Genomic DNA, 20,758 nt, shown 5'->3' on the forward strand with positions numbered 1-20,758 from the left:
CCCCGACCGGGACGAAAGGGAGGGTCGCCGCGTTGCTGCGGCGACCCTGGGACTGCACATCGTTTGGTGAGACTGCTGATCAAGCCGACCACGGCCGGGCGGCGGGGGACTCCCCGCAGTTCGATCCGGTTCTGGAAGCAATCCGGGTGCCGCGGATCGGCTCGGCAGACCGCGTAAGCGATCGGACCGAGTGCGGGCCGACAAGGCGCGGCAAGGCGTGGCAAGGCGCGGCAAGGCGCGGCAAGGCGCGGCAAGGCGTGGCAAGGCGCGGCAAGGCGAGATAAGGCGTACGACTCCCGCAGCAACCGCTCCCACCTGCGCAGACGTGGGATCAAAGCCACCATCCCGGTCCCGGCGACCGCGTACGCAACCGGCTGGCGCGCGGCTCTCGCGGCGGCCGGCCGCCGAGTGCGCGGGTCACGAAAACGTAACCCTGAGGTGCGGCTTCGTCGAATGTCGGTGGGACATGTAGCCGCCGCCTTACGCTCCTTTCCATGCGGCGGCGGTGCGCTATCGAGCCGTATGACTGGGGGGTCACGTTGACGCTGTACGGACGGGCGGCGGTGCTCGATGCCGTCGTGCCTTCATTGGTGGGGCTCGAGTCGCAGGGGTCCGCTCGGCTGCGGATACCCGGCGGGAGTCCGCTGCTGATCGAGTGCGGCGGCGGGCGCCTCACCGGCAAGACCGCGCTGTTGAAGGAGCTCTCGAAGCGGTACGCGCAGCGCATACCGCAGGCGTACGCCGACCTCGGGGCGGCGGACTTCGGCCAGCCCGGGCTCGCCTCCCTGGCCAGCGAGACCACGGCAAACGCCTCGCGCACCTCGGACCTGCTCTTCTACCTGATGGACGGGTTGAGCCGGAAGCCGAACGACTTCGCAGGGAAGCTGTCCTTCCCCCGGCTCACCCAGGGGCTGCTGGCGGTCACCAGCTGGCAGTCCGAGAGCGTCCAGCCCGCCGAGCTGCAGGCCGCCCGTCGCCGCCTCGCGGGGCTGTTACGGGAGAGCCAGCCCGACCTCCAGGCGCGCAACCAGCGGGTGTCGGGCTGGATCGGACAGGTCACCCAGGGCGTCACCGCAGCAGCGGGGCTGGGGCCCGGGGTGAGCGAACTCGTGGGGCCGCTCACCGACATCGTCACCACCGAACTGCTCGGGCCGCGCGCCAACAAGCAGGGCCTGGCGTGGTGGGCCGGCCGTCGGGTCGGCCCACAGGGGGACGGACACGCCCAATTGACCGATCTCGCCATGTGTTTCCGCGGCGACGGGGGCGACAGGCGGCGGGCGGAGCACCACTTGGTGGCCGCCCTCCTGGAGGACATGGCCGACCACTACACATGGGTGCGCCTGAAGAACCGGGTGCCGCGCCCGCTGCTGCTCTTGGACAACGTCCACACCCCGCTGGGTGTGGCGGTCCTGGACGCGCTGACCCGAGCCTGGCACGACGAGCCCACGCGGACGCACCCCGGCGTCGTCGCGGCGGCCCTCGCCCAGGAGTCCGCCGTGCCCGACCCCGAGGGCACCGCCCCGTCGACGCGGAGTGCGGCGGGCCCGTACTGGCGGCAGGATCGGCCGCAGACGGCGGCCGGATGGGTGCTGAGGCTGCCGATGGCACAGCTCGACCTCGACGAGGTCAAGGAGATGTTCGGCGACGACAGACCGGGGCCCGACACCGCCCACGTCATCCACCGGCTCGGCGCCGGGCGGGCCGGCATAACCCACGCCTTGGTCCTGTCCGTCCGGCAGAAGATCAGCCTCCATGAGCCCGTCGACCACGGCGCACTGCTCGACCTGCCGCTCAAGCTGCCGCTCGACGACGGGCCGACGCTGCCCGTGTACGACCAGCTGCTCCGGCTCCTGATCCCCGACGGGGAGGCCCGGGCCCGCCTCGCCTCCTACACCCCGGCGCTCGACGACGCGGCCGCCCACGCGCTCGACGCCGACCACGTGCCGCACGTAGCTGATGGACAGCCCGTGGCGGCGAGCGCCAGAGTGCCGGTGGCGGAGACCAAGCGCCTGTTGTGGAAGGACTGCTGGAGCCATCACCCCTGGCCCGGCACCGGCGGCCCCTTCATCGGTGATCCCACCCTGCGGGCCCTGCTCGTACACGACCTCCGCACCCGCACCCGCGCGCCCGGGGGCGGAGACTGGCGGGGCAGCCACCGGCGGCTGCGCCTCCTGTACGCGCCGGGCGCCGCCGACCCACGCGATGCCTGCTACCTGCACCACTCGCTCGCGATCGGCGAGACCGACGTCGTCGTGCGCGCCCTGCACCGCCGCCTGGCCGAACAGGACGCGCCGGGGTGGCTCGCCGCTCTCAACCTGGTCTGCGCCGCACCGCATCCCCCGGAGTACCCGGCCGTCCCGGCTGCGGAGCCCGTGGAAGACCGGCTTCCGGCCCACAACGACCCCGTGCGCCAGGCCGTACAGCTCCTCGTCCTCAACTTGTGGCAGCAGTCGCACCCCCTCGCACACCCCGACCCGAGGAAGGTCAACGCAGTGCGACTGCAGCTGCTCACGCTCGCCCAGAACAGCGCCGTCGGCCCCCAGGAGGTCTTCTACCAGGCCTACGAGGAGTGGCCCCAGCTGCTGAACCGCTGGATCCAGGCACCCGATCTGCCGACCTACGGAGAGCCCCGCCCATGACACTCTGGCCCGCCGGACCGCTGAACCGCGCCCTGCTGATCACCGCCGTCGCCGTCGTCCTGGGAACCGGCGGCTACGTCTCCTACGACCGGTGGCTCGCCGAGGATCCGGCCTGCGCCCCGGGCGTGGCGCAGCGGGGCCCCCGGCACGAGTGCGTCGGCGTCACCGACGGCGGCTACGTGTTCACCCCGTCGCTGAGGCAGGTCACCGACCGCATCAAGGCGGAGAACGACAGCGTCGCCGGGAAGTCGCCCGCCACGATCGCCCTGATGATCCCCATGATCTCCGACACCCAGGCAGAGCAGCAGGAGTACGTCGAGCAGGTGCAGGGCGCCTATCTGGCGCAGTACCGCGCCAACCACCAGGCCAACGGCAAGCAGCCGCCCATCCGGCTGGTGCTCGCCAACCCCGGCCGGGGCTACAAGGAGTGGCGTACCGTCGCCGACCAGCTCGTGCGGGCCACGGCCGACAAGAAGGAGAACCTGCGCGCCGTCGCCGGCATCAACATCAGCATCACCGAGACCGAAGAGGCCGTCCGCTACCTCACGAAGGACAAGGGGATCCCGGTCGTCGCGGGCCCCATGACCGCGGATGACATCAAGAACACCGCATCCGATCCGCACCGCTACCCGGGCCTGGCCCGGGTAGCCCCCGGCAACACCGACCAGGCCGACGCCCTCGCCTCGTACGGGTCGGACATCAAGCCCGCAGAGACGCTGGTGGTCGAGGACATCCGCGAGGGCGACAACTACCTGGCCAGCCTGCGCCAGACCTTCGAGAAGCTGGCCACGGGCGCACCCAACGCCCCGGAGACCTTCCGGTCGCCGCCCGACTTCAACGACGAGGGCAACCTCGCCAACGACTTCCACCAGATGGTGCCGGACATCTGCTCCTCCGACGCGAAGACCATCTACTTCGCCGGGCGTCCGGTTCAACTGCGTCTTTTCCTGGTCGAGTTGGGCAACCGCAAGTGCAACAAGCACTACACCGTCATCAGTGGGTCGCACGCCTCCACGCTGACCGTGGACGAGAAGTTCGCCGAGCAGTGGGGCGCCCTCACCAATGGCGCCGGCATCACCCTGCGCTACCCGGGCCTGGCCCATCCCGAAGCCTGGGGGGAGCGGAGCACGACGCCGACCGGCGGCTCCAAGCCGGCACTGAAGGAGCTGACCGACCTGGTCCAGAAGTTCGGCACCAAGGAGCCCGACTCGATGGGCCCCGCCAACCTCACCGACGGCCGTGTCATCATCACCTACGACGCGGTCTCCACCGCCATCGCGGGCATCCGCAACGACGCCGTCGGCAGCGTGAAGATGCCGTCGCTCTCCGAGGTTGCCGACAGCTGGCTGCGCCTGCACGGCAACAACCGGGTCGAGGGCGCCAGCGGCTGGATCTGCCTCGACCAGTACGGCAACCCGTACGACAAGGCAGTCTCCATCGTCCATCTCGACCCGGCGACCAAGACCGCCGTCTTCGACGGTATCGCCTGGCCCGCGGGCCGCGCCCCCGACCCGAACTGCTCCATCCCCAGCTGAGGCCGACGGCAGGCCCCGCCCCGACGACGCGCCCGCCCCGGGCGGGCCCGTCGGACCGGCGCGCGGGCGATGTGCCTCGTCAGTCGGCCAGGATCACGGAGGCGACCGTCCGCCATCCCGCTTCGGTCCGGGCCGCCAGGTACAGCACACGGACACGCTGGAACTCCCGCTGCTGGCTGTCCTGGCGCGCCCAGGTCACCTCGATCTGCGCGGCCCGCTCGTTGAGCACGCGCACCACCGGGTCGAGGGCCTCGCTGCCCCCGTAGTCGGCGTCGCGCAGGGCGCGCAGCTCGTGTGCGAGTCCCTGGGAGAGCGCCTCGGCGGAGGTGAGAACGGTGTGGGCCGTCCCCGTGGTCATGCTGATCGGCACCGAGAAGCAGTCGAGGAGCGGCGCGGGATCGGTGCTCCCCTTTGCTGCCAGTCCGACGAACGTCTCGACGTAGCTGTCGAACCATGCCTGTGCTTCGTTCGCGACGGCGGCCAGAGCGGTGTGCGTCATGATTTCGTGGCCCTTCTTGCGGAGATTTCAGGTGCGGGTTTCTCGGAGGGAGTGGGCTATGCCGTTGTGTCACCGGTGCGCGAACGTGTTGGTGCCGGTCAGCTGGGCGGACAGGGTCCACAGGCATGCGGCCTGTTCGGGGTCGACCGCGTAGGGCCTGACTCCGGGTGCGTCGATCCGCCTGTGGATGGACGACTTCATCGACTACCTCACCGCCAAGCAGGGCATGGCGGACGCACTGCGGGCCGCGGCCGCATCCGGTGCGGACCCGTTCGCCGAAACCCTCGACAAGCTCGCCACCGCCCTCGGCGCCCTGCTGCACACCGGCGCCGACGCCGGTCTCCTGCGCCCGGACGTCGACCCCTTCGATGTCGGCTTCAGCCTGGCCGGCATCGGGCTGCTCACCAGCGCTCCCGACCAGCGCGAACGGGCCGGACGCCTCCTCGATCTGCTCCTCGACGGCCTCCGGTACGGAGCGGACGGATCGGCGTCCTGACTCCGTAGACAGCGCGGGGCCACCGAGCGTTCCAGGGCGTGTTGTGAAAGTGCTGGGCAAAACGTCTCGTTGAGGGCTTTGACCAGCACGGTCGTCACTTGTGGCGGCGCGTGGCTGGTCAGCGCACCAGCAGGTCGATCACGCCCGTCAGGTCCTCCTCACCGCTGCTCTCGGCCAGACGGCGGCGCATCAGCTCGAAGTAGGGGCTGAGCAGTTGCGGGCTGACACCCTGCTCCTCGGCGGTACTCAGGAAGGTCGGCGTGCCGGCCACCTGCATCGCGAGATTCGAGACGACACCCTTGGTGTAGTCGCCGCTCCGCAGCTGGTCGGCAGTCTGGTGAACCGCCGGGGCCATCGCGACGAGCCAGTCGGCGAGCAGCGGGGCGAGCGCCGCGGGATCGACGTCCTCCCTGCGGATCAGGGCGAAGGCGTGCGCGGCACCCGCGAACATCCCGTACATGGCGCTGAGCAGGGCCACGTCGTGCAGAGCCGCGAAGCCCGCGTCCTCGCCGACGTAGGTGGTGCCGGCCGGGACGGCCAGGGTCTCCTGGTGCTGCTCGAACAGCTCCCGCGAGCCGCTGTAGAAGACGTAGCCGCCGGCCTCCGGGACGCCGATCATCGGTGGGACGGCCATGATCCCGCCGTCCAGGTAGCGGGCGCCGCGCTCGCGGGCCCATTCTGCGCGGGCGCGGGCCTGGGCAGGGGTGCCGGTGGTCAGGTTGACCAGGGCCCGGCCGGCCAGGTCGGTGCCGGCCAGTACCTCCTCGACCGAGGCGTCGTCCAACAGACAAACGATGACCAGGGAGTTCGCCGCGACCGCCTCAGCGGCGCTGTCCGCGACCCGTGCCCCCTCGGCGGCGAGTGCCGCAGCGCGGGCCGGGGTGCGGTTCCACACGGTGAGCGGGTGGCCGGCGGAAAGCCAGGTACGGGCCAGCGCGGTGCCCATCGCGCCGAGGCCCAGCAGCGTGACGGGAGTCTTCTCGACAGTCTTCTCAACAATGTTGTGTGCCATGCCGATTAGGCTGGTTACAGTCCCGGAAGTGATCAAGTACGTACTTCGGAGTGGGTGGTTACCCCGGGGTGAGCGAGCACGTCAGAAGGGTGGGGCATGACGACGCTGAACCGGCCGAGCACATCAGACGGACACGTCTGCGGGATCGACACCGCGATGGAGGTGATCGGCGGCAAGTGGAAGGTGCTGATCCTCTGGGCGCTCCACGAGCACCCCTACCGCCGCTTCGGCGAGCTGCGCCGGCTGCTTCCCGGCATTACCGAGAAGGTGCTGGCCTCTCACCTACGGGAGCTGGAAACGGACGGCGTCGTGCGCCGCGTCTCCTACGAGGAGGTGCCGCCCCGCGTCGAGTACTCGCTGACCGAGGACGGCATGCGCCTCAACGACGCACTCGAGCCGCTGGCCGCCTGGGGACGTGAGCGGCCGACCACGCGAGGGCTGGAAGAGAACGCGTTGAGGGCCGAGACCAGCACCGTCACCTCGTAGCGGACCGCGAGTCTGTCGAATCGCGTGGCCACCGCCCGGTGGCGTTTCAGCCGGTTGATGCGGCACTCCGCGGCATGGCGCTTTTTGTAGCCGTGCTCACCGGACTCCGGTGGTCGCCCGCCGTGGGAGCCGCGCGCTTCTCGCGGCTGCGGACCTGGTCGCCCTTCTCGGGGACGGTCTGCTGTTCGGGCAGCGTGCCCAGGTGGCCGTGCGCCCCGCGTCGTCGGCTCGCCGCACGGCGGTGTCTCGTTCCCTTCGGCAATCCGCTGCGCGTCCCGGGCGGCCTCTCGGGATAGCCGGTCGCGCTCGGCAGAGGCACTCGGCCGCCTCCCGGCCCGCGATGGCCTGTGAGCGTCCGCGCGGGCGGTCGGACGCGTCGGCCTTGCGCGGGACGCCCGCGGTGGGGCCGCACATCGTCGGTACCTCCGGCGGAGGAACCCACCACCAAGAGCCCCCGGATCACGCGCGGCGAGTATTCCTACAGCGTCCGGGGGCGGGAGCGGGAGGCGTTCGCGTGAGTGGATTGCCGAAACAGGACCGCTTCAACCTGAAGTCCGGTTGTGCGCATCAAGTCGATCATCACCACTGTCACGGCCGTCACGGCCCCATCGGCGCGCTCGTCGGATACCTCCAGGTGAGCCGTGCCGACACGCCAGAGCAGCCGCACACCATGGTCCAGGCCGGCTGAGCCGCCCTGGGCGCCGGACGGGATCCGGCTCGGGCTGCTGCGGGTCCTGAACGATGCGATCGGACGTGCAGCTCTCCGACGAGGAGGTTGAGGCGGCGGTCGCGCTCGCGGGCACCCTCTCCGGCCGGGACATCAGCCAGATGCACGACGAGTACCGTCAGGCGCTGGAGAGACTGATCGAGGCCAGGACCGCCGGCACCCACCCAGGGCCGGTTGAAGCCCCCCAGCCGGCCTCGGCGGAGGTCGTGGACCTGTTGGCCGTGCTGGAGTAGTCCGTCAGTCAGGCCAACGCCTCCCGCGGCGCGGCCGATGCCACCGTCCACGACCTGCCCGCCGCGAAGAAGACCACCAAGAAGACAGCACCGGTGAATGAAGACGGCCGCCCAGCAGGCTCTGGCGATCAGTGTGCGGGCTTGGGGCCTGTCTTCAGTCCTGATCATGTGGCGGAGGGAAGCGGTTTGGCCGGAGGTTCCCTCGGTCCGTCGCAATGCCGAGTCGGGTGCGCCGTCCCATCCAGCCGCAAGAAAATAGTAGCCATGGACATAATGGCCATGTACTCTATTTGTCGTGAACAAGGTTTCACCGGGCCCCACGCCCGGCTTCCTGGTGTGGCGGCTCGCCAACAAGTGGCGCGTCGCCGTCGATCGTGCGGTGGCTCCGCTGGGGCTCACGCATGCGCAGTACTCGCTGGTGGCGTCGCTGTACGGCATGCAGCGGGCCGGTGAGCGGCCCAGTCAGCGGCAACTCGCTGACCATACCGGCCTGGAGGCGCTGTACGTCTCGAAGCTGGCGCGCTCCCTGGAGTCGGCCGAGCTGATCGAGCGCACCCGCGATCCCCGCGATCCCCGCGCCGTACAGCTCGCCCTCACCGCGAGGGGGCAGGCCGTCACGCGGCAGGCCATCGACGTGGTGCAGGAACTGCACCAGCAGTTGCTGGAGCCGCTCGGCGGGCTCGACGCCCCACGGACGCGCGCCTTGACCGACGAGCTGACCACCCTGCTCGACACATCTCTCACTCCATCTCTACCGAACAACGAGAGCACTCAGGGGGCAACATCATGACCACCACCGCATCCACCACCGCACCCGTCGCGGACGCCCGCGCCCTGGGTCTGGCCCACTACGCCGCCCGCGGCGTCCTGGAGCACGTCCTGGCCCGGCACGGCGTCACGTTCCAGCAGCACGTCACCCTGCGCGCGGCCGTCACCGCCGACGCCCCGCGTACGCCGGACGACCTCGTCGCCCAGGTCCGGTCCTCCCTCAAGGCGGACCCGGCCGACATCCGCACCACCCTCGACGAGCTGCTGGCCGACCAACTGCTCGCCGTGGACGGCTCTCACCTTCGTGCCACGGAGTCGGGGCGCGAGCTGATCGCCGCCATCGGCGCGTCGACCGCCCCCGTCACCGCCCGCGTTTGGGGCGGGATATCCGCCGAGGACCTGGCCGCCGCCGGTCGCGTCCTCGCCCTGGTCACCGCGCGTGCCAACGCGGAGCTCGCGGCGCTGGCCGACTGATCGAGCCGACGGGGCCTTCGTCCGGTTGTGACCGAGCAGTTCCGGGGCCGGGACGCCCGAGTCGCCGGCCGTGTGCTCGGGCAGGAGATCGGTGACGGCGGTGCGGATCGCCCTTCGGCTGACGCCGTGGTCGCGCGCGAGGGGCGGCATGGAGCGGCCCTCCAGGTACGCGGTGCGTACGGTGTCGGTCTTCGCGGCCGCCACGGCACCATGAACTTCACGGTGGACAGCAGTTCTCCGGTGCGCGGGTAGCGGGCGGTGAGGCTTATCGCGGAGAACGCGCCGTCGTGGATACGCAGCCCTACGTGGTCATGGTGCAGGACGTACGAGCATGTCGAGGACGTGCCCGGTGCCGACTGCCGACAGGGTGGGAACGTGCCCCACGGCACCGGGATGGCTTCGGCCGGTGCGGTAGGCCTGCGGCGGGGGTGGACCACACGCCCGTACGGTCCAGGGCTTTCACGGCCCGGCGTTCTCGTGGACGCTCCGACGTCTTTCGAAGACCGGAGGATTTGAGCAGCTCGTTCGATCCATCGACTGCTGCGGTGCGGTGGTCAGCGGTAGGCGGCGAAGAAGATGCAGTCCGCCTAGCTGGGCGCCGCGGGCCTTGGAGAGCGCTCTGCATCGTCCCGCGAACCCCTCCCTCCAAGGGGTGCGGAAATCCGTGGACGGACCCGCGGAAGACCACGTACCGTGTGCTCCACGCCCTGAGATGGACGGAAGGAGGCGAGTGCCGTGCAGTTCACACCTTTCCCGCGCTCCCTTCTCCGCTATCCCGGCGTGGTTCGCCAGTTCTGACCGGGAGCGCTCCAAGCAGCCTGTATCCCGGAGGAATCCATGACCGATCTGGTCATCCGCACGCTCTCCGCGAGCGACGCTCATCTCTTCGACGCACTCCCCGACCCCCTTGGAGCCCGTGAAGCCCACCGGCGTACCCAGTTCCGCCCCGACTGGAAGCGCGTCGCCCTGCGCGACGGCGAGGTCGTCGCACGCGGCGCATGGTGGGGCGGCCCCGGCGACTCGGAGCCCGTCAACATCAACTGGTTCGACGTGGCCGAGGGCGAGGAGGAGGCCGGGGCCGAACTCCTGCGCTCCGCTCCCTGGCAGGTCGAACTCGAGATCAACCTGGCCGGCGGCTGGCGGGAAAAGACCGATCTGCGCGCCGCCGCCGAGACCCGCTTCGCCGCCGCACGCGCCGCGGGGTACGAACTCCTGGTGGAACGCTTCCTGTACCGCTGGACCCCGGAGCAGGGACTGCCCGAGCGGCCCGGACGCCTGCGCTTCAGCGCCGAACCCGACGACACCGTGTTCTTCGACGCGTTGCGCCGCATCCACTCCGTCACCCTGGACGCCCACGCGCTCAGGGCCATCGAGGAGGGCGGCCTCGACCAGGCCGCCCAGGAGGAACTCGACTTCTTCCGCTGGTGCCCCTCCCCACGGGAGTGGTGGCAGATCGCGCACACCCCGGAGGGCGACCTGGTCGGCATCCACATCCCGGCCCACAACCCCTCCGGCCCGACCATCGGCTTCATCGGAGTCGTCCCTGAACAGCGCGGCCACGGCTACGCCTACGACCTCCTCGCGGAGTGCACCCGCTTCCTCGTCGAGCAGGGCGCGGAGTCCATCAGCGGAGCCACGGACCGCGGCAACTTCCCCATGGCCGCGAACTTCGCCAAGGCGGGCTTCCCCGTCGTCAGTGAACGCATCAACTTCTACCCAGTGGGCCAATCGGCCTAGCGAGGAGTAGCACGCGGTGAGTGGTCCGGTCCGAGGACCGGTCCGGGCCCTCGCCAGTGCCCGGCGGCCCCAGCGCACAGCCCGGTACGGGAGCCGGCCTGCCCTTGGACGATGTGGGGGAGGCCGATCGGTACCGGGCTGTGCGCTGCGGCTGGTTCACACGGCGGTCTGGGGTGACGGCGCGAAGTGCGCCGGGTCCAGGGCCTGGTGTGTGTCAGTACCCGCCGTGCCCCTGCCCCTTGTAGTGGCCGTCGTTGTGTCCGCTGGCGTTGATGCAGGTGTTGCCGAAGGCGGGGTTGAGGATGCCGACGACGTTGATGGTGTTGCCGCAGACGTTGACGGGGATGTGGATGGGGACCTGGACGACGTTGCCGGACAGGACGCCGGGGGAGCCGATGGCGGCGCCTTCGGCGGTGGCGTCGGCGGTGGCCATGCCGGCCCCGCCTGCCAGGACGGCGCCGGCGGCGGCGGTGAGGGCTACGGCCTTGGCGATACGGAACATCACAATCTCCTTGAACTCATGAGGTGCGGGGAATACAGCACGGACGACGCAGCCCATAACCGCCCGGACAGCCCGCCCGTCACGGCGGCTGGGCCGATCCGGTGACCTGCCATCCGTATGGCCGACGAACGGGCCGCCTTGCCCGCGGGTCTCGTCCTCGACCCAAAAACCGGTAGTTCCTCGATGAGCGCCGACCATGCGGTCGCGGAAGCGATGAGGATTCCGTCCACGACCCACAGCCGGTCGGCGTCGGCGGCCGACCGGAGGGCGGGCTCCAGAGCCGGCAGTGGCCGGCGCCGCTGGATGACCAGGCACACGGTGGTCGGCGAAATCCCGAAGGGCTGCGGAGTTGGCCCGCGACCCCGGCGGCTTCCTCTACAACCCTGGTGTCAGGGCCTCGATGGACGCCTTCGCGCTCGGCAGTGGCTCACTCGCGCTGGCAGCGGCCGCAGCCGTACGCTCGGCTTCACAGGCCGTCGACCGGCTGCGCTCGCAGGGGGCGGAGGGCCGCGGCCTCAGCGCCGGGCCACTCGATGTCCTGGCACGGTTGAGCGCGGCCGACAACGAGGGGCTGAGCATCGGAGACCTGGCCCGCGCGACCGGTGTGAGTTCCCGCAACGTCACCGGCCTGGTCGACACACTGGAGCGCGAGGGACTGGTGCAACGGGTTCAGGACCGGCACGACCGCCGGCCCGTCCGGGCCCGGATCACACCGGCCGGCCGCGACTGGCTGGAGGCGTGCCGCGAGCCGACACAGCGCGCGATGTCCGCGGTCTTCCAGGGCTTCACCGACGACGAGCTCGTCCAGTTCAGGCACTTGTGCCTGCGCCTGGTCGAAAACCAGCACCGGACCGAGCGGTACCTGAACACGGCCCGGCCCGACCAGCCCACCTCCTGAACCGACGGAGCACCGCATGACCACCCACACCCCCACCCGGCACACCGTCCGGACCTACCACGAGGCCCGGTTCAGGGGAGACGTCGCCGCGGCCGCCGCCCAGACCGGCGAAGGCTTTCTCTTCCGCAGCCCGTTCATCACCTCCGACAGCCCCACAGGCCACCTCGACTGCCTCGACGGTCTCCTGGGCATCGTCACCGGCACAGAGCTGATCAGCGAACTGTACGGCGAAACCGAAGCCACCCTGGTCTACGACATACACGCCGCCCCGGCCGCCGGCATCACCCAGCGCACCGCCGAGCACTTCCGCCTCCAGGACGGCCGGATCACCGCGATCACCCTCATTTTCGACTCCGCCCCCTGGCAGGCCATCATGGCGGCGGCCGGACCGACCCGCGACGAGGTCATCCCCTCGTCGTGACAGGCCGTCGGGCGGCGCCATCGGCACCGCCGGGGTCGCAGCCTGCCCCTCACTGTCCCGGGATTACGGGACTACTCTCAGGAGCAATCCACCTACCTGATATTCCAGCCCCTCACGGAACTCCAGGTGCGGGATGGCACCCTGCATCGCCGAGTACAGAACGGGCGGCACCTCGTAGACCGCGGTCTCAAGGAAGTCGTCGTCCCGGCCGGGGAACAGGTCCCTCATCCTCAGAATCTCAACTCGGTCGAGGCCTGTGTCATGTGCGGCTTGCTCATCGCTGTCCCAGCCTATGAGGTCCCACCCAAGGGTTTCGGTGTTGCTGTCGTTCACGCGTCTACGGTAAGCGCGGACTGGCCATGAGGTTAAACGGCAAACGACAAGCTCGGCTTGTTCTTTATGGTCTGACTTCGTGTGACAGATCGGTGGAGCTGGCGGATGTCCATGAGCCGTGCCAGGTTGAGGACGGTCCCGACGAAAACTGCCCGCGCACTGGGGAGAACCCGACCATGGGGCCTCCGGTTGGCCGGATGGTTCGACAGATGTGTCGCTCTTTAGCGTTGCCTCATGTCGATCATGTTGAGTCGGATCAACCGTCGGACAGTGACCGTGCTCGCTGTCGCTCTTCTGGCGTTATTCGTTCCGGCAGAGTCCAGGGCGGCGGCCCCCCATCGCGTGTCCCAACTGCAGCGTGATGTCGACGCCCTGCGGGACGACGGCATCACAGGCGCATCGGCGAGACTGGAGACGCCCCACGGAGTGCAGACCGTCCGTAGCGGGGTCGGTGATCTCACGACCGGGCAGCCTGTGGCCGCGGATGGCTACCTGAGGATCGGCAGCACCACGAAGACGTTCGTCGCGGCGGTACTGCTCCAACTCGCCGGCGAAGGCAACCTGTCGCTGGACGACACGGTGAACAGGTGGCTTCCCGGGCTGGTCCGCGGCAACGGCAATGACGGGCAACGGGTCACTCTGCGCCAGCTTCTCCAGCACACCAGCGGGCTGCCCGACTACATCGGCGACGTCGTTCCTGATCTCAGCGCGGCCGGGTATCGTGCGAACCGCTGGACCACCTACACGTCCCGACAGCGTGTGGCCCTCGCGATGAAGCACCAGCCGTCCTTCGCACCCGGTGTCGGCTGGGAGTACTCCAACACCAACTATGTTCTGCTGGGCATGGTCATCGAAGCGGTCACGGGCCATTCATGGGAGGACGAGGTCCAGGCCAGGATTCTTCGTCCGCTGCGGCTCACCCGCACTCATACACCCGGTAACCGGCCGTTCCTGCCCGGCCCTCATGCCCGGGACTACCAGCAGTTCGAGCCGGGTGGTGCCATGACCGACACCACGGTCGCCTACCTGCCCTTCGACGCCGACGCCGACGGGTCGATGATCAGTACAGCTGCGGACGTCAACAGGTTCTTCACAGCACTGATGCAAGGCAGGCTTCTCGCCCCCGCCCAGCTGGCGGAGATGCAGCGCACCGTCGAAGTCCCCGCAGGCCGCGGCTTTCCATCGGGCACGCGCGACGGGCTCGGCCTGTTCTGGACACCACTGTCCTGCGGCGGCGGGTACTGGGGGCACAGCGGCGACGGATTCGGATACCTGGTGTGGCCTGCCACGACTCCGGACGGCCGGACCACCGTCACGGTCTCCTTGCACAGCCGACCGGGCGATGAAAGCACCGCTACTCGGCAGACCCAAGACGTTACGGCTCTCGTCGACCGCGCACTGTGCTCCGCTCGTCGATCTCCGACGTCTACATGAGCAATGACAATGTCCGGCGGGAAGTGTTCGCGGTGGCGTCAGACCGTGGGCGGCCTTGAACCGGATCCGGTCCTCGGCCCTGGTGGGCTTGGCAGGTCTGCCGTGATGGTGTTGAACTTACTCGAACAGGTTCCTGCCGCCCCTGCGGGGGACTGCGCGGTCCAGCTCAGTCGCCATTCAGACGTCTTTCGGCCCTGGCCGTGTCGGGCTCGTCCGCGATGCGGGTGCGGTTCTACCCTCAAGGCGGCATCTGGCAGCGCTTCGTCAACTGCTGGAGGCGACCGCCGGCCCCATGTCGGTCAGCTACGGGCCCTCGGCCTGGTACCGAGACACCGACTCGTCTCAGACGGTCATCCACCGTCCTCGCCGTCACGTGTTCACCGGTCACCGGCGCATCTTCCGTGGTCGGGGGTTACACCGCACGACTCGCAGTGCCCGTTGGGCTCGGGGTGCGCGTGCGGAGCTGGTGGGTGAGGGCATCACCCAGGGCGCTGTCCAGTGGCCCGGTGTGGCCGATGCCGAGCTGGGGGGCCAGTTCGGTGGTGTGGAGTTGAGCGGCGGCCTCTAGGAACCGAGCATAGCTGTCCGCAGCGCTGCGCATGCGGTGCCTGCAGGTCAGGGCGAGGACGACGGCGAGCGGGGCGGCGGGCCACCACCACACGGTCAAAGGCGCGTACAGCAGGATCCAGCCGGCGAGGGTGGTCGCGCGGGTGAGGGCTTGTTCGGCGCTGGTGATCTCGGCGCGGGTGGCTTCGGGCAGGACGAGCCACAGGTGAGACCACAGGGCGGGCAGGTCCAGGTGGTGGTCGCGCTTAAGGCGGACGGTGACGGCGTGGATACGGTCGCCGCTCCATGTGGGTCGGTCCGGTGCCTCGGCCGCTATGCGCAGCAGCGCTGGGTACGCGGCTCGGCGCGGGGCGGGGTCGGCCCGGCGCTGCTGGAGCGCCAGGGGTACGGGCGTCGGCGTCCAGTCACCGACCTGCGTGAGCGGCACCCCGAGCTGGCCCGGCGCTTCACCGAACTCCGCGAACTGCTGGCCCGGGATCCCCTCGTGACTTTCGGACCTACCGGCCCCGGCCAGGCAAGGGGAGCCGACAGGGTGAGCCGTGAGCACCACCACCTGGCACTGGAACTGGAAGCACTGCTGGGGCGTATCCGGACCTGTGACGGGTTCGCCGCCTTCGGCCTGCCACCCACCCTCGACGACCTCCTGGCTGAGGCCGCCCACGGCCCCGGCTCACCGAGGATGCGGTCATCGGTCAAGTCAAAGCCTTCTATGGGGCGCTGGACGATGCGACAGCGCCCGAAGGCGACCGGATCGACGCGCAGCCTGTCGTTCAGCTCGGCTGCCGTGGCGTGGTCCTCAGATGCCAGACAGTCCCAGGGGGTGCCGGGGCCCGAAGCCCAGCTCTGTTCGGCGCTTCGGATCAGCAGACGAGTCGCCTCGCAGAGCGGTCGCCGACTCATGGCCAGGGTCCAGCCGGCCCACTCTCCCGCGTACTGTTCCAGTATGGGGTCCTGCACCTCCTCATCGTCGATCGTGATGAAGTCGGCGTCGACACTCTCCCAGCGATGTTCGGAGCCTTCACCGAGCAACTCGACCTGGTGGTACACGTGCTCGGCCAGGAGCCTCCAAAGGGCTTTGCCAAGCAGGGGATCGTCACTGCTGGGACCGGAGCGCAGGAAGAGCTCGCGTGGCTCTGCGATGTTCCAGAACATGCCGATGGGCAGGACGATCCTGCAGTTGAAACAGACCGAATCTGCTGAGTCCGACATGGCTGACCCTCTCCCCCCACGACTGTCGGGTCTACGTTGTCCTGACTCGTCGGTCAGGAGCATCTCAGAGACTTCGTTGGCGTCGTCCCGTACTGCGCCGCCCAGACGGCAGCCTCGGCGCCGTCATGGTCGGCGGCGATCCCGTCGTGATCCAGGGCGACGATGCGGCCAAGGGCTGCCCCCAGATGACCAAGACGCGGTGCGTCGGCGTTCAGGCGTTCGGGCACAGGGACATGGAAGCACGGGGCTCCGCCGCCAAGGAGCGGGTGGAGTTCACCCTCTTCACCTTCGGCACGGTGAAGGACGCGTCCACGCTGGTGAAGGACCTGGCGGAGCACGAGCGCAGGAAGAGCGCGGAGAACGGCGAGCCGGCGAAGCCGGTGACGGTCGGCGCCGGCGCAGACGAGACCGAGGCGATGCAGGACGGCGACCACGTCGAGGTCGTCATGCGCACCGGCGAGGTCGTGGCGCACCTCTACGCGAGCGACACCAAGCTCGGCAACGTGACGTATGCGGCGAAGGCCCAGATCGCCCGCGTGAAGTCCGTCTCGAACGGCGTCAACCCGGACCGCTGACCCACTCGCCCGAGACGGCAGCCGCTGTCAAAGCCTGCGGCGGGTGGGTGAGGATGGCGGTCGAGCGCTATTCATCCGGTGGTGTGGGGGGACGTGGAGCCCACCGAGGGGTACACGGCACACCATAGCGGGGCCGGGGCCGCTGCTGCGGTCCCGGCCCTGCCGCGTGAGGCGGGAGTCTCAGTGCTTGAAGGTGTCCTTGACCTTCTCCTTGGCTTCGCGGGCATCGCCCTTGGCCTGCTCCGCGCGGCCCTCCGCGGTCAGCCGCTCATTGCCCGTCAGGCGGCCAGCGGTCTCCTTGAGCTTGCCCTTGGCCTGCTCGCCCTTCGCTTCGGCCTTCTGCTCACCAGACGCAGCTGATCACTCCCTCTTCGATGGAAAGCCTTACAAGGCCCGTATGGCCGCAGGGTGCCATTCCAAACAGTGCGCCAGGGAGCCGGCAGGGGCGGCCCGCCGTACGGGCCCGGGACGGCTCCCCCGGACGGCGCACGCCGATACTCCATCGGGAGCAGGCTGTCTCCTTCGGTATCAGCGGGGGAGGAGGGCACGGACGGTCTTGCCGCCTTACGACGCCACTTCGATGCTGCCGGGACGGGCGCTCAGGCGCAGGGCGTACGTGCCGTCGCCGTGACGCACGGCGTTGGTGACGAGTTCGGAGGCGATCAGGACCACGCCGTCGGGGGCGCCGGACCGACGGCCGGCCGCAGAGCCCCGAGGAAGCCCCGCGCTGCCTGGCGGCCGTCGGCGACAGCCCGCCCGGGACGGGTGGCTGGGGCGTCGATGCTCAACGTGTCCATCCGGTGCCCCTGCCCTGTGACCTCGATGCCGATCCCTCACTCAGTTGGCCCTGGTCTGCGACCCGCAACCAGGCAACCCCGATTTCTTCCTCATCCAGAACCCGAAAATCTATGTCGGCCGGAGTAGACATTGGGCTGCGACGTGGTTATGGTTTCTCTCGTAACGCAGAGAGACCGAAGGGCCCGGCAGAGACGAACTGCCGGGCGGTAGTACCGCAGTTGCAGTTCGTTTGGACGGTGCGGCGGTGGAGTTCCGAAGCCAGAGTGGTTGCAGGACGGTGACGGGACTGACGGCCGGACCGGGTGGCCCGCAGTGATCAGGGGCCGCCGCAAGCAGTACCGCAGTTGAAGCAGTGGCAGTACCCAGCAGCGAAGTCAGTGAGCAGTACCTCGGTGAAGGCGTCGGCTGCGGGCGCGCGCACCGGGAGGTTCGGCAGTGGGGTTCTAAGCCAGAGCAGATGCAGGATGGGCGACGGGGCTGGCTGCCGAAGTGGCGCTGAGAGAGGCCACCAGTAGTACAAGCAGTAACGGCAATAACAGCAGTTCGCAGTTCCCGTTTGGTAAGTAATCGATCCAGAGGGAAGAACGGAGGAGCCGAGCGCCATCAGGATCGCCCAGGCGGAAGTCTGAGTCTGGGTACCGCAGGACATCGATAATGAGGTGGTCTCCGGTCAAGCAACCGCGATCCCCGCACTCCCGGCAGAAATCAGGCCGGGTCGGCGGACACAGAAGGCCGGCGCAGCATGAGGGCCGGCAGATGGTGTAGCAGTTCCTTCGGGGCCCGGGTGCCGTAACGGCACCCGGGCCCCTCCACGCGTCCCACAGAGAGGTGCAATGACCGCAGACGACTCGTTCGGCCGTCTCGATGACGACGACTACCCCGCCTACACCATGGGCCGGGCCGCAGAAATGCTCGGCACCACCCAGGCCTTCCTCCGGGCCATCGGTGAAGCCCGCCTGATCACCCCGCTGCGCTCCGCCGGCGGACACCGCCGCTACTCCCGCTACCAGCTGCGCATCGCAGCCCGCGCGCGAGAACTCGTCGACCAGGGCACCCCTATCGAGGCCGCCTGCCGGATCGTGATTCTCGAAGACCAGCTTGAGGAGGCCCAGCGCCTCAACGCCGAGTACCGCCGCACCGCCGGGTCAGCCACTTCGGGAGCCGGGGCTTGAGCTGGGGCGCGGCGGCCGGGTCACGGCGGGCCATGCTCCCTCACGCAGAGGGAGTCGAGCTCAACAGGCCGGCGGGGGAGGGCAAGGCGAGGCGTGAGCCGATCCGAACCGCATCTCGCCCGCGGCCCAGCGTGGTTCTCGGCGTACCGCACGGTGACGTCGGCTGCCGCGCCGGAGTGCGGATGGAGGCCAGGCTGCCCGCTGTGCGTGCCGCGCTTTCGGGCGCGGGCGAAGGTTTGTGGGGAGAGGGTTCGTCAGCGGCTCGCGGTTGTGGCTTCAAGCGTGGTGTCGTTTCGGTCGGGTTCCCCGTACGGTGCGGTGTAAGACGGTTTGTGTCGATGAAGAGCGGGACCGGAGGGTTGTATGGGGTCGCCGAGGGTGACGGTTCGTGCCGAGGCCGACAGGGCATGTGTGGTGGCCTGCTCGGGAGAGTTCGATCAGGACACGGTCGGCCTCCTGGACGCCGCCTGTGAGCGCGAGACGGCCAGGGCGAAGCCATTGGTGCTGGACGTGAAGAACGTGACCTTCGCGGACTCCTCGTTCCTCAACACCCTGATCCGCCTGCGCAACACTCGCTCGCTGTCTTTGGCGGGGCCGCTGCCGGCCCAGCTGCACCGCCTCCTCGATGTGACCGGGACGCTTGCCCTGTTCGAGATGCGTGAGGACGGCCAGGAGCTCGGCTGAGCGTGGGGGCGGGTCAGGCCTGGCCGGCCTGGAGCGTGGCTGTGATGGTCTTGCCGTCGCGGTGGATGTGGACGTCGGTGGTGGCGAGCTGATTGACCAGCCGCCAGCCGAAGCCGCCCGGTTCGTCCGGTGCCCACGGCTGGATCCGGGGCGCAGTGGTTGAGCGGTCGGACACCTCGACGGTGACGGAGCCGGGTCGGGCGGTGATGTGGAAGGCGGTGACGCCGCCGGCGTGGCGGATGGCGTTGGCGACCATCTCCGTCACCACCGTCAGCACGTCGTCCATGTCGGCGGGGGGCAGGTGTAGACCGGTCAGGATGTCGCGGGCGGAAGCCCGGGCCTCCGCGCAGCTGAGGCCCGCTCCCAGAGACCCGGGCAGGAGCTGGTCAGACACCGTCGACTGTTCCATATCACGCACTTTCCCCCGCTTTCATCCGGTAACCGCGGGGTGGATGTTGCCCGGCGTTCCACCCTCGCTGCCCGCCAATGGTGCAAGAAAGACGGCACCGAGACGCAGCGGCAAGGCTAGCCGCACCGGGTCGGCGTCGGTAGGACAAGTCCCCGCCGTCCGGGATTCACCAGCCGGGCCCGCTGACGGACTCGCGACGCGGGCGCGCCGAGCCCCTGGGGAGCCGCCTCAGCACACGTTCGGCCTTGGCTGCCCACGGTTCGCGTCCGTGGATGACCGGCCGACGGCTCACGGCGTCAGGGCGCCGGGCGGGTTGGGGATGCCGTGGGCGGTGACGAGCCGGGCGTTGCCTTCGGCGAGCCGGTAGGCGAGGCCTACCACGCCGGTGCGGCCGGAGGCCACTTGGTCGGCCAGGAGTCGGGAGCGCTCCAGGAGCAGGTCCACGGTGTGCTGGATGTGGGCGTCGATGAAGTCGCTGTCCGTGGTCGATCCCGCGGCGCGGGCGGCGAGCACGCTGGGGGTGACGCGTTCGACGACGTCGCGGACGTAGCCGGCGGCGGGCATGCCGTCCTCCACGGCGACGCGGGCTGCTGTGACGGCGCCGCAGGAGTCGTGGCCCAGGACCACGACCAGGCGGCAATCCAGCACGCTGGTGCCGTACTCGATGCTGCCGAGGACTTCCGCGCCAAGGACGTGCCCGGCGGTGCGGACCACGAACAGGTCGCCCAAGCCCTGATCGAAGATGATCTCGGCGGCCAGCCGCGAGTCGGAACAGCCCAGAACGACCGCGAACGGCTTCTGCGCAGGTGCGAGCTCCGCCCGCCGGGCGGCATCCTGGTTGGGATGGGCAGGTGCCTCTATCACGAACCGGCGGTTGCCCGCCAGCAGCGCGTCGAGTGCCTGAGCAGGAGACACAGGAGTGAAAGCCATGGCGGCAGCGTACGAGAGGCCCCGCCGAACAGCACGCCCGGGGGTCCCCTGATCGTGCAGCCGGAGGGCAGGCCCTGCGAGGTGAATCCGCTCAAAGACCTCCTTGCTTCAACGAAGCCACGGGCTGTTCCAGTCGTCGATCGCCTGCCGCGTGAGGGAAGGATTCGCTTGTAGCGGGTCCGGTCCGTGTGGCGGGGGAGTGGACCGGCTGGCGGCGAGG

At 69.5% G+C, this 20,758-nt stretch carries 24 protein-coding genes and 1 pseudogene; 16 read left to right on the forward strand and 9 right to left on the reverse strand.

Annotated features, from left to right (window positions below):
- Positions 1-539: 539 nt before the first annotated feature.
- Together ACIA6C_RS14325 and ACIA6C_RS14330 are read left to right on the forward strand one after the other, a co-directional pair.
- The gene (locus ACIA6C_RS14325) at positions 540-2,639 is read left to right on the forward strand and encodes a hypothetical protein (protein WP_399275600.1); all 2,100 of its coding nucleotides are present in this window, start codon (positions 540-542) and stop codon (positions 2,637-2,639) included.
- A complete protein-coding gene (locus ACIA6C_RS14330) occupies positions 2,636-4,174 on the forward strand; it encodes an ABC transporter substrate-binding protein (RefSeq protein WP_399275602.1) in 1,539 nt (512 codons plus the stop codon). The genes ACIA6C_RS14325 and ACIA6C_RS14330 overlap by 4 nt, the downstream gene beginning before the upstream one ends.
- A 79-nt stretch (positions 4,175-4,253) precedes the next feature.
- Here the strand turns inward: ACIA6C_RS14330 and ACIA6C_RS14335 are convergent, their stop codons facing one another.
- Positions 4,254-4,673, reverse strand: coding sequence for a hypothetical protein (locus ACIA6C_RS14335; RefSeq protein WP_399275604.1), 420 nt, complete (start codon positions 4,671-4,673; stop codon positions 4,254-4,256).
- Between the two features lie 69 nt (positions 4,674-4,742).
- Positions 4,743-4,874: a hypothetical protein gene (locus ACIA6C_RS14340; protein ID WP_399275606.1), complete on the reverse strand. Its 132-nt coding sequence runs from the start codon at positions 4,872-4,874 to the stop codon at positions 4,743-4,745.
- On the opposite strand from ACIA6C_RS14340, the gene ACIA6C_RS14345 reads away from it, so the two are divergent.
- Positions 4,861-5,169 (forward strand): hypothetical protein, encoded by a 309-nt coding sequence (locus ACIA6C_RS14345; protein ID WP_399275609.1) that lies wholly within the window; start codon positions 4,861-4,863, stop codon positions 5,167-5,169. The two genes, ACIA6C_RS14340 and ACIA6C_RS14345, sit on opposite strands and share 14 nt — an antisense overlap.
- A 118-nt stretch (positions 5,170-5,287) precedes the next feature.
- Here the strand turns inward: ACIA6C_RS14345 and ACIA6C_RS14350 are convergent, their stop codons facing one another.
- The gene (locus ACIA6C_RS14350) at positions 5,288-6,181 is read right to left on the reverse strand and encodes an NAD(P)-dependent oxidoreductase (RefSeq protein WP_399275611.1); all 894 of its coding nucleotides are present in this window, start codon (positions 6,179-6,181) and stop codon (positions 5,288-5,290) included.
- 96 nt (positions 6,182-6,277) lie between these two features.
- Here ACIA6C_RS14350 and ACIA6C_RS14355 point away from each other — a divergent pair, with 96 nt between their 5' ends.
- From ACIA6C_RS14355 to ACIA6C_RS14380, 6 genes are all read left to right on the forward strand, one after another.
- Positions 6,278-6,667 (forward strand): winged helix-turn-helix transcriptional regulator, encoded by a 390-nt coding sequence (locus tag ACIA6C_RS14355; RefSeq protein WP_399275613.1) that lies wholly within the window; start codon positions 6,278-6,280, stop codon positions 6,665-6,667.
- A gap of 514 nt (positions 6,668-7,181) precedes the next feature.
- A complete protein-coding gene (locus tag ACIA6C_RS14360) occupies positions 7,182-7,355 on the forward strand; it encodes a hypothetical protein (protein WP_399275615.1) in 174 nt (57 codons plus the stop codon).
- Between the two features lie 53 nt (positions 7,356-7,408).
- The gene (locus tag ACIA6C_RS14365) at positions 7,409-7,627 is read left to right on the forward strand and encodes a hypothetical protein (protein ID WP_399275617.1); all 219 of its coding nucleotides are present in this window, start codon (positions 7,409-7,411) and stop codon (positions 7,625-7,627) included.
- Between the two features lie 295 nt (positions 7,628-7,922).
- Positions 7,923-8,417: a MarR family winged helix-turn-helix transcriptional regulator gene (locus tag ACIA6C_RS14370; protein ID WP_399275619.1), complete on the forward strand. Its 495-nt coding sequence runs from the start codon at positions 7,923-7,925 to the stop codon at positions 8,415-8,417.
- Positions 8,414-8,869, forward strand: coding sequence for a MarR family transcriptional regulator (locus ACIA6C_RS14375; protein ID WP_399275621.1), 456 nt, complete (start codon positions 8,414-8,416; stop codon positions 8,867-8,869). Before ACIA6C_RS14370 ends, ACIA6C_RS14375 begins: the two co-directional genes overlap by 4 nt.
- Positions 8,870-9,706: 837 nt before the next feature.
- A complete protein-coding gene (locus tag ACIA6C_RS14380) occupies positions 9,707-10,606 on the forward strand; it encodes a GNAT family N-acetyltransferase (protein WP_399275623.1) in 900 nt (299 codons plus the stop codon).
- A 214-nt stretch (positions 10,607-10,820) separates the two neighbouring features.
- Here the strand turns inward: ACIA6C_RS14380 and ACIA6C_RS14385 are convergent, their stop codons facing one another.
- Positions 10,821-11,108, reverse strand: coding sequence for a chaplin (locus ACIA6C_RS14385; protein ID WP_399275625.1), 288 nt, complete (start codon positions 11,106-11,108; stop codon positions 10,821-10,823).
- A 349-nt stretch (positions 11,109-11,457) separates the two neighbouring features.
- On the opposite strand from ACIA6C_RS14385, the gene ACIA6C_RS14390 reads away from it, so the two are divergent.
- Both ACIA6C_RS14390 and ACIA6C_RS14395 read left to right on the forward strand, forming a co-directional pair.
- Positions 11,458-12,006 carry a MarR family winged helix-turn-helix transcriptional regulator gene (locus tag ACIA6C_RS14390; protein ID WP_399275627.1) on the forward strand — a complete coding sequence of 183 codons (549 nt, stop codon included), beginning with the start codon at positions 11,458-11,460 and terminating at the stop codon, positions 12,004-12,006.
- Positions 12,007-12,022: 16 nt separating this feature from the next.
- Complete coding sequence (locus tag ACIA6C_RS14395; protein ID WP_399275629.1) at positions 12,023-12,427, forward strand: hypothetical protein; 405 nt, start codon at positions 12,023-12,025, stop codon at positions 12,425-12,427.
- 63 nt (positions 12,428-12,490) lie between these two features.
- On the opposite strand, the gene ACIA6C_RS14400 is transcribed toward ACIA6C_RS14395, so the two are convergent.
- Positions 12,491-12,760 (reverse strand): hypothetical protein, encoded by a 270-nt coding sequence (locus ACIA6C_RS14400; protein ID WP_399275631.1) that lies wholly within the window; start codon positions 12,758-12,760, stop codon positions 12,491-12,493.
- A 234-nt stretch (positions 12,761-12,994) separates the two neighbouring features.
- Between ACIA6C_RS14400 and ACIA6C_RS14405 the strand changes: the two genes are divergently transcribed.
- Positions 12,995-14,194 (forward strand): serine hydrolase domain-containing protein, encoded by a 1,200-nt coding sequence (locus ACIA6C_RS14405; RefSeq protein WP_399275633.1) that lies wholly within the window; start codon positions 12,995-12,997, stop codon positions 14,192-14,194.
- Between the two features lie 412 nt (positions 14,195-14,606).
- Here the strand turns inward: ACIA6C_RS14405 and ACIA6C_RS14410 are convergent, their stop codons facing one another.
- The gene (locus ACIA6C_RS14410; protein WP_399275635.1) at positions 14,607-15,422 is read right to left on the reverse strand and encodes a hypothetical protein; all 816 of its coding nucleotides are present in this window, start codon (positions 15,420-15,422) and stop codon (positions 14,607-14,609) included.
- A 344-nt stretch (positions 15,423-15,766) separates the two neighbouring features.
- Between ACIA6C_RS14410 and ACIA6C_RS14415 the strand changes: the two genes are divergently transcribed.
- Positions 15,767-15,961, forward strand: a complete 195-nt coding sequence (locus ACIA6C_RS14415; protein ID WP_399275637.1) for a hypothetical protein — start codon at positions 15,767-15,769, stop codon at positions 15,959-15,961.
- 134 nt (positions 15,962-16,095) lie between these two features.
- Positions 16,096-16,545, forward strand: a complete 450-nt coding sequence (locus ACIA6C_RS14420) for a hypothetical protein (RefSeq protein WP_399275639.1) — start codon at positions 16,096-16,098, stop codon at positions 16,543-16,545.
- A 180-nt stretch (positions 16,546-16,725) separates the two neighbouring features.
- Here ACIA6C_RS14420 and ACIA6C_RS14425 read toward each other — a convergent pair.
- Positions 16,726-16,890 (reverse strand): annotated as a pseudogene (locus ACIA6C_RS14425) (CsbD family protein); the annotation flags it as partial.
- A 1,286-nt stretch (positions 16,891-18,176) separates the two neighbouring features.
- Here ACIA6C_RS14425 and ACIA6C_RS14430 point away from each other — a divergent pair.
- The gene (locus ACIA6C_RS14430) at positions 18,177-18,515 is read left to right on the forward strand and encodes a MerR family transcriptional regulator (protein ID WP_399275641.1); all 339 of its coding nucleotides are present in this window, start codon (positions 18,177-18,179) and stop codon (positions 18,513-18,515) included.
- Between the two features lie 378 nt (positions 18,516-18,893).
- Entirely contained in the window at positions 18,894-19,199 is a 306-nt protein-coding gene (locus ACIA6C_RS14435) for an STAS domain-containing protein (RefSeq protein WP_361137903.1), read from the forward strand.
- Between the two features lie 13 nt (positions 19,200-19,212).
- Here ACIA6C_RS14435 and ACIA6C_RS14440 read toward each other — a convergent pair whose 3' ends face one another.
- Complete coding sequence (locus ACIA6C_RS14440; protein WP_399275643.1) at positions 19,213-19,593, reverse strand: ATP-binding protein; 381 nt, start codon at positions 19,591-19,593, stop codon at positions 19,213-19,215.
- A 303-nt stretch (positions 19,594-19,896) separates the two neighbouring features.
- Positions 19,897-20,538, reverse strand: a complete 642-nt coding sequence (locus ACIA6C_RS14445) for a carbonic anhydrase (protein ID WP_399275645.1) — start codon at positions 20,536-20,538, stop codon at positions 19,897-19,899.
- Positions 20,539-20,758: the final 220 nt, after the last annotated feature.

The organism is Streptomyces sp. NPDC051578, assembly GCF_044454045.1.
GTDB lineage: Bacteria > Actinomycetota > Actinomycetes > Streptomycetales > Streptomycetaceae > Streptomyces.

Bases quoted from the DNA above. Each gene is read 5' to 3' on its own strand.
- ACIA6C_RS14345 (WP_399275609.1), top strand. From the start codon at position 4,861: ATGGACGACTTCATCGACTACCTCACCGCCAAGCAGGGCATGGCGGAC.
- ACIA6C_RS14445 (WP_399275645.1), bottom strand. From the start codon at position 20,538: ATGGCTTTCACTCCTGTGTCTCCTGCTCAGGCACTCGACGCGCTGCTG.
- ACIA6C_RS14335 (WP_399275604.1), bottom strand. From the start codon at position 4,673: ATGACGCACACCGCTCTGGCCGCCGTCGCGAACGAAGCACAGGCATGG.
- ACIA6C_RS14405 (WP_399275633.1), top strand. From the start codon at position 12,995: ATGTCGATCATGTTGAGTCGGATCAACCGTCGGACAGTGACCGTGCTC.
- ACIA6C_RS14420 (WP_399275639.1), top strand. From the start codon at position 16,096: ATGGTCGGCGGCGATCCCGTCGTGATCCAGGGCGACGATGCGGCCAAG.
- ACIA6C_RS14365 (WP_399275617.1), top strand. From the start codon at position 7,409: ATGCGATCGGACGTGCAGCTCTCCGACGAGGAGGTTGAGGCGGCGGTC.
- ACIA6C_RS14350 (WP_399275611.1), bottom strand. From the start codon at position 6,181: ATGGCACACAACATTGTTGAGAAGACTGTCGAGAAGACTCCCGTCACG.
- ACIA6C_RS14430 (WP_399275641.1), top strand. From the start codon at position 18,177: ATGACCGCAGACGACTCGTTCGGCCGTCTCGATGACGACGACTACCCC.
- ACIA6C_RS14330 (WP_399275602.1), top strand. From the start codon at position 2,636: ATGACACTCTGGCCCGCCGGACCGCTGAACCGCGCCCTGCTGATCACC.
- ACIA6C_RS14375 (WP_399275621.1), top strand. From the start codon at position 8,414: ATGACCACCACCGCATCCACCACCGCACCCGTCGCGGACGCCCGCGCC.
- ACIA6C_RS14380 (WP_399275623.1), top strand. From the start codon at position 9,707: ATGACCGATCTGGTCATCCGCACGCTCTCCGCGAGCGACGCTCATCTC.
- ACIA6C_RS14415 (WP_399275637.1), top strand. From the start codon at position 15,767: ATGTTCGGAGCCTTCACCGAGCAACTCGACCTGGTGGTACACGTGCTC.
- ACIA6C_RS14385 (WP_399275625.1), bottom strand. From the start codon at position 11,108: ATGTTCCGTATCGCCAAGGCCGTAGCCCTCACCGCCGCCGCCGGCGCC.
- ACIA6C_RS14355 (WP_399275613.1), top strand. From the start codon at position 6,278: ATGACGACGCTGAACCGGCCGAGCACATCAGACGGACACGTCTGCGGG.
- ACIA6C_RS14340 (WP_399275606.1), bottom strand. From the start codon at position 4,874: ATGAAGTCGTCCATCCACAGGCGGATCGACGCACCCGGAGTCAGGCCC.
- ACIA6C_RS14395 (WP_399275629.1), top strand. From the start codon at position 12,023: ATGACCACCCACACCCCCACCCGGCACACCGTCCGGACCTACCACGAG.